Here is a 16,404-nt window from a genome sequence, read left to right as displayed (position 1 = left end):
AGAGGTCTCTACAGCTCGACGCGAGAGAAGTGCGGATAGATGCGGTAGAATTTCTTGAAGACGTCGATCGGATCTTCGCCCATGTCCGATTTGGGCAAAGAGAATGCCAGCTTCGCCCGAGCGTCATCGTCCGATTCCATCGTTAAACGCTCCAGCGTCGAGAGCGCGGGCATGTCGAGGCGATGAGGCGCGTCGGGCGTGGACCGAAACTCCCAGCCGTCCAGGATATCGCGGATCGAGTTGTCGTCGGCAGGGCAGACAACGAGCGCCGCGGTCACCATCGCTTGACCATCCTTATAATGCGTCGCGAGGGACCACACGACCTGGCGATCGCGAAAGTTGAGCGCTTCCTTCTCGACGGCGAGTTTGACGACGCGCAGAATGCTCGACCCATAGGTTTTGTGCGTCATCCCCTCGGGAGATAATCCACTGGGAAAAAGCTGCCCCACGCGCTCCTTGAAGCGTGCCAGACGCCACTCTTGCACGGTGGGTTTCAAAGCTCGATCACCGGATGCAGCGTCGCCGACTTCTACGGAGATGTCGTTTGGGAGCGGCTTGCCCAGGGATTCCGGATTGGCATTGAGGGTGATCCGGAGGATGCTCCCCATGGGCACCATGCCGATCGTCCGCGCGAAGCGCTCGATTTGCTCGGTTATCGCTTTTGGCTCGGTGTAGTCCAGCCAAACGATGGCGGGGCACTCGAAGTCGTGCCCATCGAGATAGTTTTCCAATGTCTCGTGGATGCACTCGATCGAAGCGATCGGCCGGTTGAAGAGCTGTCTTTTATGAACTTCTTCTTCGGTCTCGATGCAGGTCATGCGTGCGACGCCGAGACGCGCATGGACCAGCCTGAAGTCTTCCAAGAAAGGGCCGCCCAGGCCGATATAATGGTGCTTCTCGAGCGACAGCGCAGGAGCGAGTCGCATCAACATCGACAGAAACAGTTCCCGATCGACAGCCTTGTTGGGTCTGAGGCGGTATGGGAGTGATGATCCGGCGCCCATGGTTCAGACGCCCTGCTTCACAGCTTTGGCCAGTGTCAGCTCGAAACATTTTTCCCCGATGATGCCCGGCTTCTCATCGTCGATGTCGAACAGCATTTTGGAAACCAGACGAAGTTCTTCGGTCGGTCGCGAGAATACGATCCTGCGGGAGGATGGCGTTTTCCCCGGCGGTTCTGGAAGCACCTTAGCTTTCTGAGGGTTGAACTCGATCTGGCTCTCAGACTTTTTGACGTCGGTGCGCAAGGCTACTGCGGCGATCGTCTTGCCGAGAGACAGCGGCTTGGAGTCTTCCCAGAAGTTCGACTGATCAGCTCTGGGGTGGTTTTTCCACTGGTTGGTATAGGAGATCCATACCCGCATCCCCTCCTTCATCTTCACCAACGATTCTAGCCAGACGTTAGAGGAAGTGTCCAAGGCCCTCTTCGTCGTCGTCACCGGCAGCTTATCCGCGACTTTAGACCGAAATTCGATGATCCCGGTGAGGATGGCGAACTGCGGATGGTAAAGGGGGATGCCGTCACCCCAGCCAGTCAATCGGCTCTTGTCGCCTACGATGACCGCGCGATCGTTGCAAAGCACGGTCCAGCCCGCAGTCGCGGATGAGCGATCCCGCTCGAAGCCGGAATCCTCATCGTCGTCGTTGCCCAAACTTCGGCCGGTGTTCAGGCCGACCGTGATTGAGACCAACACGTCGTCGATCGTCTTCTGAAACACGAAGGGAGCCGGACCGTCGGCACGATCGGACACAAGAACCTCGACGAACACGGGCTCCACGGGCGTCCCGTTGAGATCGACTTTCAATCCCCATTGGAGGAACATCGTGAAATGCTCAGCGATGGCCGTGCGGACTTCGTTCTCGAAAGCTTCGTTCGCGAAGTGCCGGGCGACACCGTCGTACAGTTCGTCCACGCGGATCACGGTGCCGGGCTCGGCAAGTTGTTCGTTCACCTCGGTCGGTTCGTTGATCGGTAACGGATCCCAGCCTTTGGCTTCGAGCCAAGCGGAGGTTATCGGCACTTCGAAGGTATCGTCACCGTAACGGGTCCGAACGAGCGCTTCGCGACCCATCTTGAAGATCGCACGCTTCATGCCGACGCCATACATGCCAATAGTCTCGGAGTCGGAGTCGCGGTCGTCGTCCGGCTCACGCCCCATCTTGAAGGCATAGTTCTTTGCAACGTCGCGCGGGATGCCGCCGCAATTGTCTTCGATCGAGAAGTGATCTGCGGTGAGTTCGATCTTCACGAAATGCTGTGCGTAATCCACATCGCCACCGTCCGCGAGCCGGAGCGCGCCATCCAGGCAATTATCGAGAAGGTCGAGAATCGCATCAGCGAGGTTGATGTCTCGCGTCAGCATCGAAACGAAGAACCGTTTGGTTGGACTGGCTTCTGCCCGATCGGTGGTGGGTTTCGTCATCGGCGTGGCCTCAGTATGTGATAGGTTCGGTGGTAGGTGTTTCACTCGCACTGACATTTTCGAAAAGTTGTCCTAGCTCTGATGATGCTTGACGCTTGCCTCTCACAGATTTCGGACGCTGTTTACCAAGCCCGGAAGCTGGCGCCGTGGCTTCGTAAAGCTGATGATTCAACTCAACGAGCTTGGATAGCACAAGTGTGCGCGTTTGCTTGTCCAGACCATGATAGCTGGAGCTAGCATCGCCATCATCGGAGTCATCTTGAAAATTATGAGAGAGATCAATGTCGATCCAGCCGTAGGCGTCAGCTACTCCAGCGTCGATCTGTTCGAGAATATTGCGAATTGCGACAATTTGATCGTCGTGCGAAGCAGTTGAATGGACGGCGTTCATCGCTTCCGTCATTCCAGCCGAATTTCGACGGCTCCACGAAACGAGAGTGCTCTGAAAATCTCTGGCTGCCGCGATGGCATTGTCAGGGACATGGCCAGGTGGGAAAGGGAACGTCGCAAGCGCCTCACTAACAGATAGTGTCAGCGTGTTGTTGTCCCCTCCGAGACTGCGGACAGAAAAATTGCGCAACCAAATTTGGAACATGGAGCTCAAGCATATTGGATGGGTTTGCTCGTTAGCTTCTTCTACAAGCACAACCTTGTTCGTGTATATCCACTGCGTTGGCGCCTGAACGCAAATTGGATATTTTGCGGCCTTTGCAAACGCTATGAACTGATGGCGTGTACGAAGCTGCCGCATTTGCGCAGCGCGATGGTTCCAGAATTGCCACCACCGATCGACGAGACCCTTGTAGCTTTTGAGGTTCTTTTGGGTTCGCGTTGGTAACACGAGCTCAACGAGAAACTGATATGCGACCGGCCACTCGCTCTCGATCGTTTCGAGAGGCAGGTCGGCAATGTCTAGAGCCCAGCGCTCGACTCGAGTGAGTGAAGTACTCGTGATATCGTTGCCGGTAATGTACGGTCGCAGCAGAGAGCCGCTCTCAGAGCGAAGGCGTTCGAACCAGGGGTGCTCCTCCGTGAGGACGAAGGCCAACCCTTTGCTATTATCGACCCCCGCGAACGCGAACAGGGTGTCGGGGAGCGCCTGCGGCTCCCATCCCCCGCCGATTTCGGGCTGGAGACGCGGCCCGATTTTATCGCATGCAATGCCGTCACAGTTCCTAAACCCGGTCCATCCACCTTTCCGAAAGCACACAATGGCAATTACCGTGGAGGCCGCGCCCGGCCACGGCATGCCCTTGCGGGAAAAGTAGAAGTCCCCTTCGGCTGCTATCCGTTCCAACCCAACAGAAACAGCGCTCCCTTCAGCAATGTTGTTCGCCGCCAGCAATCCGTAGGTTCCGCCGGATCTCAGCAGTGAGGTCGCACGACGATGGAAGACGGCCGAAAGATCGATCTTTCCGGGCGCTACATCCAAAATCATCTGTACGACACGTTGGTAGGCAGCTCCGTAGGTTCCCTTCCACAATCTATTGCCAAGGAACGGCGGATTCCCGACGAAAGCGTCGAAACCGCCATTCGTGCGGAGGAAGACCTCGGGAAATTCCAATGGCCAGTGTAAAGGGCGCCCACGCTGTTCAGCGACAAAGTCGCTCGTGAGGTCAGACTGAGCTTGTGCCGCGAGTGCTCGGCCCGCGTCGTCCCCGCCATCTGACGCTTGATCGGCTGCTGTTGAGAGAGCGGCAAGTCTCTTGTCCAGACCCCCGCCACTTCCAGTCGCAACCAAGAGCCCGACGAATGCGTCGGCGATTAGTTCGGACGTCGCGAGCGTGGCATTCGATTGCGCGTCGAGTGCGGCCATCGCCTCGACATCACCGATGTCGCGGATGGGGATCGCGCGAAGCTGGCTCCGTAGCGCGAGCGCCCTGTCGACGGCCGAACGGACGGTCTGGCCGAAGAGGCGAAGCTGGGCATTGCCCGTCGGCTTCATATCCAGCTCAATGAGCTGACCGAGATCATGGATACCGAGCAGGCTGTCGCCGCTTCTGAGGTTGTGATCAAGGAAGCCAAAGGGGCGCCCCTTGGCGAGCGTGGTCAGCCAAAGGGATAGCTTGGCGAGCTCGACCGCGAGCGGGTTTTTGTCGACGCCATAAAGGCAGCGCTCGGCTATCAGGCGACGCGCAAGAATGGCCCGCTCTTCGGTATCGCGCGGCAACGGCTCGAACCCGGATGCGTCATCCACGTCGCGAACGCGGCCTTCGTCGTCGATCCGGCCTCCCGACGCTTCCAAATTGGACCAAGCTTCGACTAGTCGATCGGCGAGCCAGCGGCAGGACTGCACGAGGAACGCGCCCGATCCCATCGCAGGATCGCAGATCTTCAGGTCGAGGAGTTCGTCGGCACTCCTGAGCTTCCAATCCTCTCGTGTCGCTCCTTCGGGCGGGCCGCGATAGGCGATAGGGGTCAGCGTTTCCTCGACGATCTTCTCGGTGAGGCTCTTGGGCGTGTAATGCGTCCCGCTTTCACGTCGGTCGGCGCCGAGGACAACGACGAAGGCGCCAGCATGATGCACGAGGGGATATCCCCATGGGTCCGTCCGCAGGAGTTCGGCGAAGGGCAAGATACGGTCGCGCAGGGCAACGTCACCGCGACAGACGCTGAGCAACCGCGCCGCGACGCGTTCATTCGGCACTCGGCCGACGGCGTTGCGAATAGCGGGCTCGGAGCGTTCGCTACGTTCCTTCAGTAGTTCAATGGTCCTTGCAGTGCCGTCGAGACGTGCCGATTCAATCTCGCCGAGAGAGACGCGGGCATTTTTGGCTTTGGCCGAACCATACAGTTCGAGGGTAAGGTCATCGACGCGCTGAACCGTGCGTTCGAGGAGGCCCTCGTAAACATGACCGATCTGTTCCACGTCGAGTGCGCGGTAGGACAGCGTGCGACCCTCGAACGTCTGGATCGCCTCCAGCAAGAGAAGGACCGTCCGGTCGTCGATTGGCAAAGGCTCGGCGGGATCGCTGCGCCAGTTCGTGCCCTTCTTGCGACCCTCGAGAAACGGATAGCGATCTGGGTCGAAGAGCGAGCCGCCCATTGCCGGTAAGCGCAGTAACGGATGGTCGATGCCGCCATAAATACCACGGAACAGGGCCAGCAGCCGCGACCATGCCGAACGACGGCGTTCGAGTATCTCCTCGGCCTCGGCGCGCAACTGCATACGCAGACTGGATAGCGCGTAGAAGGCGTCATAGCGGGGCTCGCCGAGCAAGAGGAGGCCACGCTCTTCCGCCGCAAGCAAGAAGACGAGCCGCATCATGACCGTGAGGCCGGCCTCGTAGAGTTCTCGCGGATCGACGTCTTGCAGCAAATCCCGGTTACGATCCTGGTCGGCGCGGTCGAGGGATTGGACCAGCACTTCCACGGCGCGGCGGACTTGTTCGCCGAGGGCGTCGGTCACATCGTCCTGATGCTTCAGCGACCGCTCGAACAGTGCGGGTAACCTTTCGGTTTCCGGGCCGAAAAGACGGCGAACCCCTAGGAGGCTGACGAAAGCGCGAAGCGTTTCGGGCTCTTGGCCCCAGAGCCGTGCATACCAGCTGGCGAAGCTCGCCACGGAGCCGGTCGGCGCATGGACAAGCATCCAGCGTTCGCCATTCGTCACGACGCCGACCGGGCACCCGACGCTGCGCAGCAGTGCCACCATGCGGTCGCCGGGTGTCGTGGCCAACCCGTCGTCATTCCGGGTAGCGTCGAGATCGGTGTCGGGATCGTAGAGTTGCACGAGCAGGAGTGGGGCATCGTCCTGGGTTGGATCGACGATGGCGAGGTCGGGCGCGATCGTGACGCCGTGCTCAGGCAGCGGCACCTTCAACCGCTCCGGCAAAGTCGCGGCCCGCCGCAAAACCTGCTCGTCGGCCTCTAAGGCGCTATCGAGAATCTCGTCGATCCAAGCCGAATGGATCGCGGGCAAGTCGGGATCGTCCGCATCGACGGCGTCACGCCATTCGTCATAGGCGGCGCGAAGCCGCTGCGGGCGGCCGGAGACAAGGGCTTCCAATCCTTGCGGCAGCACTTCGCGGAGAACTGGCACGGCGAGGAAGGGGCCTGACACCTCGATGAGGTTGAGCCATTCGTGGTCGATGCTCATCGAGAGTGCCCCATCGTCAAAGACTGGGGCACGAGCAGGATGACCGCGACGGGGAAAGTGTGATCCCGGACGTTGGAATATCTGATGTCGATGCCCCGCACCTCTTGCTCTCGTTCCATCGGAATACGGGCGAGTCGCGCCTCGAGAGCGGAGTGATCACGCCGGAGTTGAATGCGCTCGTCCTCGGAGAAGAGGGAGAGCTGCTGCGGCTCGCGGTCGGCGAGGAGTTCGCTCCGTAAGGCCTTGTCGAGATCGTCGAGCACCTGCCGGATGTCGTCGCTCTCCCTTACTTTCCTGGCATCAATTGAGTTGGACAGAAAGCGTAGGCGCTCCTTTGAGCGCGCATCAATCGAAGCGAGGATGGCGTCCTGGTGTCTGTCGAAACGTGCGCGCAAAGCCGAAAACGTCGCATCAGATAGGACCGCGGGGGTCGAATCCTGTAGCCAGCGTCGGACCTCGGTGACCCGCTCCTCTCTACGGAATGTGGAATCGCGCAAATAGCCGCCTGCCTCTGTGAGCTCTTCGTGCAAACGGTGATGGCTTCCGCCCGTAACGGCCAGCCTAGAAACGGCGATGACGGCAGGGCCTTCGAGCTCGTTGTCGGGCATAGACCGGACAGCGATGCGGTGAATTTTTTTGATGTCATCACGCGCCCAAATCTCCGCGCGGAGCAGGCGTAAGCTCATTTGGACGAGTGGATGGTTCAGGTGGACCAGCACGACGTCGTCGCGTCCCTTCGCGATGTCGTGGTCGAAGGTGATGGGGCGAATTTTCTTGGTGTACGGGTGCTCCAGTCCTTCCAAGCAGCGCATCCACGAGCCGGACAATGCAGGCATCGCAAAGACGGTCCCCTGTGATGACCCGGGTAGAGGAACTTCAATCAAGTCGGCTTTATCGGAAAGGCGCAAGGCAACCCTCACTGCGCTTTCAATACGGTCCGGAGATAAATTCTGTTCGCGCCTCGTTTCCGTGAGTCGATCGTGGAGCTTCGCTACGCGATCGCGGACGTCACGTTCGGCTCGGACGAAGCGTCGGGACTTTTCCATACGCGCTTCGGCCAGCCGAGTGTCTAAATCGCTCCGACGCCCTTCGATTAAATCTGGGAGTTGTGGGGCGATGACGGGGTTCACGCTACCCATGTCGGCGCGCATCGCGTCGAGTTTGCGCAAAGCCCTGAGGATGTCCTGGCCATGATCGCCTTGGTCGTCGACGGGATGCCAGATGACGACTTCGCTGGACCGCTGACCGTGGCGATCGATCCGGCCGTTCCGCTGCTCCATTACGTTGGGATTGTATGGGATTTCGAGATGGATCATCAAATGGCAATGGTTCTGAAGATCGATACCTTCTGACGCGGCATCGGTGGCTAGTAGGATTCGAACCGGCGCTTCAGCGGGGTTCGCCTGGAATGCCGCCTTGACGGCCTCTCGCTCGTCGCGATCCATCCCGCCATAAATCAGCTCCAGCCGGTCGCCGCCGAAGCCCTGGGCCACCAGCACTTCCTGAAGCCATTGCTGCGTCGCCCGATACTCGGTGAATAGGATCACGCGCTCGTGAGACCATTGGCCATCTTCGTGAAGATGGTCGCTCAGCCAATCCAATATCGCGCGAGCTTTGGAGTCCGGCCTGTGAGCGGATTGTCGGGCCCAGGCGCGGAGTTGCTCAAGCATGTTCCGCTCCATCTCGCTAGGCGGACGGACGTGCTTGCTTGCCTCGGCGAGAGCGTCGAACTCAGCTGCGTCCCGCAGGCTGTCGTCGGCATAGTCCTCCTCGGCCTTCGAGATGGCCCGGCGCAGGATCCTGTCATCCAGCTTGCGCCGCCCATGGTCGGAAAGAGAGCGCCCCTCCATCGTTGCGATATGCTTTTCGAGTGTCGTTGCGAAAGCCGCAGGGGAGGATGCGAGCCGCTTACGCAGTAGCTGATGAACGAAGCGATCGACCGCACGTGCCGCGCCTTCGCCATTTTCCCGGCTCGACACATATTCGTCGAGCAAGCGACGGACCTGGCGCTCTTCGTCGTCATATTTGATCGGAAGAGCCTCGAGTCGGCGCACAGGATAAAGCCGATTGCCGTTGGCATCGACCAAATCACTTTTAAGCCGCCTGACCATGACTCGAGAGCGCTGAGCCTCGTCGGGAAGCACGTTTCTCGCAAAGCGCTGATCGTCCAGCAATTCGAGCAATGCGGTGAACGATTCTGTGTAGCCGTCGTGAGGTGTCGCAGTCAGAAACAGCTTATGTTGGAAGTGTGGCGCCAACAGCCGCACCAGCTTGGTCCGAAGACTTTCGACTGCATACTGCCCGACGGTGGGCGCGACATTATGGGCCTCGTCGATCACCAGCAGATCAAACTTCCGTGGATGGGTCACGTTTGATGGCAGGGTATCACGGAACAGCCGCATCCCTTCACCTTGCTTTGCCCAGTCCATCGACGTGATGAGGAGAGGATATGATGTCCAAGGATTCGCGTGCAGACCTCGTTCGCGCCGCAGGCGCTTGACGAAGTCGGTATCGACTATCCGAAAATCTAGGCCAAATTTCTCCTGCATCTCGGCACGCCACTTCTCCTGAAGCGATGCGGGGCACAGAACCAGTGCAGTCCGAGCACGGTGGCGCAGGAGCATCTCCTGTATGACCAAGCCCGCTTCGATGGTTTTTCCGAGGCCGACGTCGTCTGCGATCAGCAAGCTCGTCCGGGCCATGTCGATGGCTCGTACCAATGGGTCGAGCTGAAAATCTTCGATGCTGACGCCGCTCCGGAAGGGAGCCTGCAGATAACCTCTATCCGCGTTGGTCGCGGCACCCCAACGGACGGCATCGAGAAAGGCCTGTAGTGAGACCGCGTCATCTAGCCCAGTGAGCCGCGGCAGGCCGGCCCGCTCAATGACGTGGGCGCCCGGCTCGAGCTCCCAAAGCACTTCGATTTCCTCGCCGAGCGCGTCGTCGTCGATCGACGTCAATCTGACCAGATGGCGCTTCGGCAAGCCAGGCGCCACGGATCCACCGTCGATTTCAGCCGCGATCCACTGGCGCCGGCGAACTTCGACGAGCTGCCCGGGTTCAGGTATCGTGAAGTGAGCGATCTGAGCCGCGTCAGGATGAATTTCCTGGAGAGTCATTGGAGGTCGCCCTCATTGCGAACGATGGTTTCAATGCGCTTGGCAGCCTCATCGGCAGCTTCGTGAGCCCACACCCGCACGACGCGCCAGCCCAGTTCGTGAAGCCGGCGATCGGTATCGGCGTCGCGTGCCATGTTGCTTTCGATCTTGTCACGCCAGAATTGTGCGTTGCTTTTCGGCCACGATGCATGCTGGGGGCAACCGTGCCAGAAGCAGCCGTCGACAAAGACCGCGACCTTTCTTCGCGGGAATACGATGTCGGGGACACGCCGAGGCTTCGAGAGCAAGGGAACGTGCAGGCGATAGCGGAGTCCCTTTGCATGGAGTGCACGACGCAGGGCGAGCTCTACGTCCGTGCCCTTTTGCCGCACGCGAGCCATTCGACGGCTCGCCTCATGCGACGAGGGACTTATACGTGGCATCTGGAGCGCCTCCACTGTTCGCAAGATTGGTGGCGGCGCTGATGCCGAGGTGATTGATGATGCTCTCGCCGATTGCTTTGCCCAATGCCACGGGAACGGCATTGCCGATCATGCGCCCCAAAGCTTTGAAATGCGTCGGGCCATGCTCCGCGACAAAGGCATACTTCGTTGGAAACCCTTGAAGTATGGCCCCCTCGCGTAGCGAGATGGCTCGATCCTGATCAGGATGGCCGAAGCGACCGTTTCCAAAGCCATAAAACTGCGTCGTGATGGTGGGGGAGGGAGCATCCCAGCTCATCCTGCCATATACTCCCGGATAAGTGCGCCCAGTTGCGCGTCGATGACACTCGGCCACCAACTCATCCGGCCAGTCTCGCCAAGTGCCTCCCTGACGAGAAGCACGAATACGCTTCAGGTTTAGGTCCGAGAGCTTGGAAGAAATATGAAACGAATCTTCAGAATGTACGGTGCCCGCATTGATGGCGGGCAGATCTTCAATGACATCTCTGACTGTCAACGGCTTTTCGTGAGTCGGTGGGACGAGCTCGATCTTTCCTACCAAACTCGCGAGGATCACCATACGTCGGCGCGTTTGCGGTAGCCCGTAGTGGGTGCAATCCACGACTTGCTTCCAGACCTTGTAACCCAAGCGCTCAAGGGTCGTGACGAAGTCATCGAAAACGGCATGCTTTTCGACCAGCGGCACGTTCTCCATGGTTACGATGTCTGGCCGAACAGATTTGACCAGACGTGCAAACTGATACAGCAGCGGCCAGCGCGGGCTGGTGAGTGTGTCGTAGCGCTGCGAGTATGTGGAAAACGGCTGACAGGGTGCGCATCCTGCAAGAATGCGGACCTTCGCGTCGCCATACAGTTTGTTGAGATCGGCCGGCTTTACGTTTTTGATGTCCTTGCTGAGGAAACGAGCACCGTTGTTCACCTCGAAGGGATGACGGCACGCTGCATCGACGTCGATTCCTGCAACGACCGGAACACCCGCCTGAATGAGGCCATGAGTCAGCCCCCCTGCGCCGCAGAACAAATCGATACAGGCAACCTCGCTCATCTCTAACCTTTCGTCGCCCGTCCTCCCCACGCAATCGGATGACTTAAAGCGATTTCAACTCTTCATCTGCAGCCTTGCCAGCTCTCACCCAAAGATCGACTTCATCGGCCTTGAACTTCCAAAGCCTGCCTACTTTGTGGGCAGGCAGGTCTCTCTTTGCGATCCAGCCGTAGATCGTGTCTTTGCTCACGCCCAAATAGCCGGCAATCTCCTCAACGGACATCCACCGATCAGACATGAACCAGGCTTCCTCCGATCCGACGACACACGCCTCACTATCCCATCAACAGGCTGAAAGGTAAATCGGATTTGAACCGATCTAATCGGATTTGTCGTGATCAAACCGGGTATCACACCGAAGTTGCCCCGAAGCGCTCATAAGACCCATCTTGAGGGCGTATCCCCGCTACCCCTTGCTCTGCCGCCGCTTGATGCCGTTCACTGTCGAGGCGGAACACGGGTCGGGTTGAGGAGGACTCCAAGATCCCCAATGGTGAACGTGGCTGCGACACCTTTGCTCTGCCGTTTCACCTCGGTGGCGTCGCGTCGAATGAAGCGCGCTAGATCCTGCGCGGATTTGCGGCCGGCATGGCGCCATGCCTTTTAAAATGCGGCCAGCTCGTCCACGCGGAGCGCATGTCGTGGTTGCCGCGGCCGCTGAACTGCGCGCCGTATCAGGCAAGTACGAACAGGCGTGGCGGGGGCCTGGCGCCGGCTTTGAATCCGAGGCGGCGCAGCAGTTCATCGGCAACGTTGGTCTCGAGCGTCGGCTCAAGGAGCGCCGGCTGTTTGCCAAGGACGACGATCACGACTTTCGGCCGCCTGCCTACTATTGACGTACTCCCCGCAAGGCTGACGCTCGCGTTTCCCTCAAGTGTTCGTTAGGGTGGTGACGGTGTTTTTTTGGAGCGCCGCTGCGAAGGCAACTGCGATCCCGAGCGTTGGAATGGGGCGATCGACAGCGATAGATGACGAAGCCTCGCAAAAAAATTTTCGCGGGGAAAATCGTTTGAAATCAAAAGCGTAGCTTTTTGTCGGATCGCCGGTCGGGATCGGGCTGGAGGATGGAGATATTTTTCTTGTTTTTCAACTTCTTACCGCCGACTGAGGCAATCGAGTGGGAATGATCGGGGGCGTGCGCGAGTAGCGCCAGCCGGTTCGCTGGTGGTATCGTCGGCGACGCTGCAAGGCCGAGGAGAGATGTCTATGCCTCAGATGACCTCCGGTTCCTGCCAATGCGGTGCTGTCCGGTTTGAGATCGAGGGATCGTTCGACAGCTTCTTCCTTTGCCACTGCAGCCGCTGCCGAAAGGATACGGGCTCGGCGCACGCATCGAACCTGTTTTCGTCGACGGCGACGCTGACGTGGCGATCGGGACAGGAGAAGATCGCCCACTATAAGATCCCCGCCACGCGGCATGCGCGGAGCTTCTGCTCGGTCTGCGGATCCGGCCTTCCCAACATCCAGATGGACGGTGCGCTGCTGGTAGTGCCTGCGGGAAGCCTTGATGACGATGTGGACATTTCCCCGATCGCGCACATCTGCTTCGCCAGTCGCGCGGGCTGGGATGAGGCGATGGGTGACATTCCGAAGATCGATGGCCTTCCGGCATGACGGGATGGAGATTGGTCTGCGCGGTCGCCGCAGCATCGTTACTGGTCGGCGGGCCAGCCGGCGCGGCCGCGCCGGATGGCTCTTTCGGGACCTGGCGTAACCCGCAGAACAGCGTCCATGTCCGCGCGGAAAGATGTGGCAAGCATATGTGCGGCACGGTCGTCTGGGCCAATGACAAGGCTCAGGCCGACGCGCGCAGGGGCGGCACTGGCCAACTCATCGGACTGCGGCTGTTCCGCGACTTCTCGGTCGACAAGAAGGGTGAGTGGCGCGGGAAGGTCCATGTGCCCGATATCGGCAAGACCTTTTCGGGCACGATCAGCGTCGTCGATGATAACACGTTGGTCGGCACCGGCTGCCTGATCGGCCGGGTAGGGTGCAAGAGCCAGACCTGGACGCGGCTTCCCTGACGTAAAAAGGGCGCCGCCATCGCTGGCGACGCCCGTTCCTTACTCGTATCGCAGCGCGTGGATCGGGTTGGCGCGCGCCACGCGGACGGCGTGGGCCGATATGGTACCGATAGCGATCACGAGTGCGATCGCGCCCGCGATCACGAACGGCACCGGGGTCAACGTGATCCGGCTGTCGAACGTGTTGAGCCAGTCGCGCATCACCCACCACGCGATCGGCCAGGCGATCAGATTGGCGATCAACACCGGGCGGCTGAACTGCCACACCAGCAACTGGACGATGTCCCGCGTCCGCGCGCCCAGCACCTTGCGAATGCCGATTTCCTTGGTGCGGCGTTCGGCGGTGAAGCTGGCGAGGCCGAACAGGCCCAGGCAGCCGACGATCACCGCGAGGATCGCGAAGGATGCGAAGATCTGCGCGCGCGCCGTTTCGGCTTCGTAGAGCTTGCCGACGATCTCCTCGCTGAACCGTGCTTGATAGGGCACCGTCGCGGCCCTGCGTTTCCACAGCTGCTCGATCCGGTTGTTGACCGCCTGGGGGTCGCCCGAATAGCGCACGACCACATAATCGTCGCCGCCCTGATCGCGGTAGAACATCATCGGTTCCATCGGCGTGCGGACCGACCGGAAACGCGTATCGTTGAAGACGCCGACGATCGTGACCGGCGTCGGCCCGTATTTCAGATCGACCATCGATGTCCGGACGGTCTTGCCGATTGCCGCCTGCGGATCGGAAAAGCCGAGCCGTTTCACCGCCAGTTCGTTCATCACGACGTTCAGACCGCGCTGGTTGAGGGCCGCATCGGCGGCGGGTTGCGACGGAAAGGGCAGGGTGGCGTCGTCCATCGGGCGGTTGCGATCGAGATTGCGCCCTGCGACGCGCTGCATGCCCATGGCCGCAAAGAAGTCCGGATCGATCGCATAGGTGCCCAGTTCGATCGGATCGTTGCGTCCGTCGATCTGGAACCCGCGGTTGCTGCTGTTGCGGGTGTTGACGCCGATGCTGGTGGTCGCTGCCGCGACGACGCCGTCGATGCGCTTGATCTCGTCGACCAGCGCGCGCCGCGCCCCGTGGTCGCGAATGCGGCCCACATTGGGGATCTGCAGGATGCCGTCGCGGCGGAAACCCGGATCGCTCGTCTGCGCGTAGATCGTCTGGCCGTATATGATCGCGGTGCAGATGATCAGCCCGATCGACACGGCGAACTGGCCGACCACCAGGATCGAACGCAGCCGACCCGATCCTTGGGCGTCCGCGCTCGACTTATTGGCCTTCAGGACGCGCGCAGGTTGGAAACCAGACAGGATGAACGCCGGATAGAGCCCACCGGCCAGACCGACGACCAGAACCAGCAAGATCATCGGCAGGATCACGCCGTCCAGCCCCCAATACTGAAGCTGGATGTTCGCCTTCAGAAAGGACGAGAACCAGGGGAGCGAAATTTCCACGATCGCGAGCGCGACGAGCATCGCGATGCCCGACATCAGAATCGATTCCGCGAGGAATTGCGCGATCAGCTGTTGTCGGCTCGCGCCCAGAACCTTGCGCAGCGCGACTTCGCGGGCGCGTTGACCGGCGCGGGCGGTCGCGAGGTTGGTGAAGTTGACGCACGCCATGCCCAGGATCAGCAGCGCGATCACGCCGAAGGTGATGACCGTGCCGCGATCATTGCCGTTCGTCATCGAACCGGCCTGCGCCTTGCCTAGGTGGACGTCGCGGATATTGACGATATGCCAGTCCTGATCGTCGCCCTGGTTGGTGGTCAGCCCGCCCAGCGTCTCGTTGGGGATGTTGCGCTTCTCCCACGCAGGGAGCTGCGCTTCCATCACCTTGGGATCGGCTCCCGGCCGCAGCGTCAGGAATACCCAGCCCGATTGCCAGCCCCAGCTGTCGAGAAATTCGGGAATGTCCGCCCAATAGCTCGCCATGTCGACGCGGCCGATCATCGTATATTTGATCGCGCTGTTCTTGGGCGTGTCGGCGGTAACACCGGTGATGCGATAGTCGATCGTGCGGCCGGCGCGCGCGGTGAGCGTCAGGGTCTTGCCCAGAACGTCGATCGAACCGAAATATTTACGGGCCTCGCTCTCGGTCAGCACGATTGATCCGGCGTTGCTCAAAGCAGTCGCGGGGTTGCCGCGCAGGAAGGGGAAGCGCAGCACGTCGAAAAAATTGCCGTCGACCAGCAGGACATCCTCGGTTGGGGTCGCTTCGCCATCCTTCATCACGACCGGGCTGCCGCCCAGCGCGTAAACGAGCTTGTCGACCTGCGGGAAGTCCTTCTGGAACCGCTGCCCTGCGATGTATGACGACATCTGCAGGTTCATCTCGGCGCCGGTCTGCGAGCTCTTGTAATGCGACTGGAACTGATAGGCTTTCTCCACGCCCGGCAGCGTCGCGTCATAGGTCAGCTCGTACCGGACGAAGAGCAGGATCATCAGGCAGGCCGCCATGCCGATCGCCAGACCCAGGATGTTGATGAAGGCATAGGCGCGGTTCTTCGCGAGCGCCCGGATGCCGACGGTCAGATAGTTGCGCCACATGGCTCCGTTCCCCTTTGTCCGGACGTTCAGGCCGCGCGGCGGCGTTCGACGAGGATGCGGCCGTCGAGCATGTTGACGACGCGGCTTGCATAGTCGGCATGCGCCGGCGAGTGCGTGACCATCACGATCGTCGCCCCGTCGCGATTGAGCGCCTGAAGCATGCCCATCACCTCCTCGCCATGCTGGGTATCGAGATTGCCGGTCGGCTCGTCGGCCAGGATCAGATCGGGCTTGCCGACGACCGCGCGGGCGACGGCGACGCGCTGCTGCTGGCCGCCCGACAATTGGCTGGGCCTGTGATCGGCGCGGTGGGCGATGCCGACGCGGTCCATCGCGGCGGCGACGCGCTTGCGCCGGTCGGCGGCGGAGATGCCGTGGTAGAGGAGGGCAAGCTCGATATTCTCGCGTACCGTCAGCTCGTCGACCAGGTTGAAGCTCTGGAAGATGAAGCCGACATGGCGCTTGCGCACGTCGGCCAGCTTCGCTTCGGGAAGGCCGGCGACTTCCTGATCATGGAACAGGTACGAACCGCTGCTGGGGCTGTCGAGCAGACCCAATATGTTGAGCAGGGTCGATTTACCGCAGCCCGACGGCCCCATGATCGCGACAAACTCGCCCGCGGCGATGTCGAGATCGATCGCGTCGAGCGCGGCGGTTTCGACCGTGTCGGTGCGGTAGGTTCGGGAAAGATTGCGCAGCGTCAGCAT

At 60.4% G+C, this 16,404-nt stretch carries 12 protein-coding genes; 3 read left to right on the top strand and 9 right to left on the bottom strand.

Annotated elements, in window-relative coordinates:
* Positions 1-8 precede the first annotated feature (8 nt).
* Genes FYJ91_RS01190 through mads1 form a run of 7 tightly spaced genes read right to left on the bottom strand, consistent with a single transcriptional unit; the run spans position 9 to position 11,367 of the window.
* Entirely contained in the window at positions 9-1,004 is a 996-nt protein-coding gene (locus FYJ91_RS01190) for an O-methyltransferase (RefSeq protein WP_149520459.1), read from the bottom strand.
* A 3-nt stretch (positions 1,005-1,007) separates the two neighbouring features.
* A complete protein-coding gene (locus tag FYJ91_RS01185; RefSeq protein ID WP_181008295.1) occupies positions 1,008-2,423 on the bottom strand; it encodes an ATP-binding protein in 1,416 nt (471 codons plus the stop codon).
* A 10-nt stretch (positions 2,424-2,433) separates the two neighbouring features.
* Positions 2,434-6,522 carry an Eco57I restriction-modification methylase domain-containing protein gene (locus FYJ91_RS01180; protein ID WP_149520457.1) on the bottom strand — a complete coding sequence of 1,363 codons (4,089 nt, stop codon included), beginning with the start codon at positions 6,520-6,522 and terminating at the stop codon, positions 2,434-2,436.
* Entirely contained in the window at positions 6,519-9,641 is a 3,123-nt protein-coding gene (gene drmD, locus FYJ91_RS01175) for a DISARM system SNF2-like helicase DrmD (RefSeq protein WP_149520456.1), read from the bottom strand. The genes FYJ91_RS01180 and drmD overlap by 4 nt, the downstream gene beginning before the upstream one ends.
* Positions 9,638-10,063 carry a very short patch repair endonuclease gene (locus FYJ91_RS01170; RefSeq protein ID WP_181008370.1) on the bottom strand — a complete coding sequence of 142 codons (426 nt, stop codon included), beginning with the start codon at positions 10,061-10,063 and terminating at the stop codon, positions 9,638-9,640. The genes drmD and FYJ91_RS01170 overlap by 4 nt, the downstream gene beginning before the upstream one ends.
* A complete protein-coding gene (locus FYJ91_RS01165) occupies positions 10,035-11,129 on the bottom strand; it encodes a DNA cytosine methyltransferase (protein WP_149520454.1) in 1,095 nt (364 codons plus the stop codon). Before FYJ91_RS01165 ends, FYJ91_RS01170 begins: the two co-directional genes overlap by 29 nt.
* Before the next feature lie 43 nt (positions 11,130-11,172).
* On the bottom strand, positions 11,173-11,367 hold the full coding sequence (gene mads1, locus FYJ91_RS01160) for a methylation-associated defense system helix-turn-helix domain-containing protein MAD1 (RefSeq protein WP_149520453.1): 195 nt from the start codon (positions 11,365-11,367) through the stop codon (positions 11,173-11,175).
* A 403-nt stretch (positions 11,368-11,770) separates the two neighbouring features.
* Here mads1 and FYJ91_RS01155 point away from each other — a divergent pair, with 403 nt between their 5' ends.
* The 3 genes from FYJ91_RS01155 to FYJ91_RS01145 all read left to right on the top strand — a co-directional run bounded on the left by FYJ91_RS01155 (position 11,771) and on the right by FYJ91_RS01145 (position 13,153).
* Positions 11,771-11,965 carry a hypothetical protein gene (locus FYJ91_RS01155; protein WP_149520452.1) on the top strand — a complete coding sequence of 65 codons (195 nt, stop codon included), beginning with the start codon at positions 11,771-11,773 and terminating at the stop codon, positions 11,963-11,965.
* A 370-nt stretch (positions 11,966-12,335) separates the two neighbouring features.
* Complete coding sequence (locus FYJ91_RS01150) at positions 12,336-12,743, top strand: GFA family protein (RefSeq protein WP_149520451.1); 408 nt, start codon at positions 12,336-12,338, stop codon at positions 12,741-12,743.
* Entirely contained in the window at positions 12,740-13,153 is a 414-nt protein-coding gene (locus FYJ91_RS01145; RefSeq protein WP_149520450.1) for a DUF2147 domain-containing protein, read from the top strand. Before FYJ91_RS01150 ends, FYJ91_RS01145 begins: the two co-directional genes overlap by 4 nt.
* A 39-nt stretch (positions 13,154-13,192) precedes the next feature.
* Here the strand turns inward: FYJ91_RS01145 and FYJ91_RS01140 are convergent, their stop codons facing one another.
* Positions 13,193-15,697, bottom strand: coding sequence for an ABC transporter permease (locus tag FYJ91_RS01140; RefSeq protein WP_149520449.1), 2,505 nt, complete (start codon positions 15,695-15,697; stop codon positions 13,193-13,195).
* Between the two features lie 26 nt (positions 15,698-15,723).
* A complete protein-coding gene (locus tag FYJ91_RS01135) occupies positions 15,724-16,404 on the bottom strand; it encodes an ABC transporter ATP-binding protein (RefSeq protein WP_149520448.1) in 681 nt (226 codons plus the stop codon).

The organism is Sphingomonas montanisoli, assembly GCF_008274695.1.
Classification (GTDB): Bacteria; Pseudomonadota; Alphaproteobacteria; order Sphingomonadales; family Sphingomonadaceae; genus Rhizorhabdus; species Rhizorhabdus montanisoli.
This window is presented reverse-complemented; position numbering and strand designations above follow the sequence as displayed.

Excerpts from the sequence above, each read along its gene's own strand:
- drmD (WP_149520456.1), bottom strand. The coding sequence starts at position 9,641 with ATGACTCTCCAGGAAATTCATCCTGACGCGGCTCAGATCGCTCACTTC.
- FYJ91_RS01150 (WP_149520451.1), top strand. The coding sequence starts at position 12,336 with ATGCCTCAGATGACCTCCGGTTCCTGCCAATGCGGTGCTGTCCGGTTT.
- FYJ91_RS01190 (WP_149520459.1), bottom strand. The coding sequence starts at position 1,004 with ATGGGCGCCGGATCATCACTCCCATACCGCCTCAGACCCAACAAGGCT.
- FYJ91_RS01170 (WP_181008370.1), bottom strand. The coding sequence starts at position 10,063 with ATGCCACGTATAAGTCCCTCGTCGCATGAGGCGAGCCGTCGAATGGCT.
- FYJ91_RS01145 (WP_149520450.1), top strand. The coding sequence starts at position 12,740 with ATGACGGGATGGAGATTGGTCTGCGCGGTCGCCGCAGCATCGTTACTG.
- FYJ91_RS01185 (WP_181008295.1), bottom strand. The coding sequence starts at position 2,423 with ATGACGAAACCCACCACCGATCGGGCAGAAGCCAGTCCAACCAAACGG.
- FYJ91_RS01165 (WP_149520454.1), bottom strand. The coding sequence starts at position 11,129 with ATGAGCGAGGTTGCCTGTATCGATTTGTTCTGCGGCGCAGGGGGGCTG.
- FYJ91_RS01180 (WP_149520457.1), bottom strand. The coding sequence starts at position 6,522 with ATGAGCATCGACCACGAATGGCTCAACCTCATCGAGGTGTCAGGCCCC.
- mads1 (WP_149520453.1), bottom strand. The coding sequence starts at position 11,367 with ATGTCTGATCGGTGGATGTCCGTTGAGGAGATTGCCGGCTATTTGGGC.
- FYJ91_RS01135 (WP_149520448.1), bottom strand. The coding sequence starts at position 16,404 with ATGCTGACGCTGCGCAATCTTTCCCGAACCTACCGCACCGACACGGTC.
- FYJ91_RS01140 (WP_149520449.1), bottom strand. The coding sequence starts at position 15,697 with ATGTGGCGCAACTATCTGACCGTCGGCATCCGGGCGCTCGCGAAGAAC.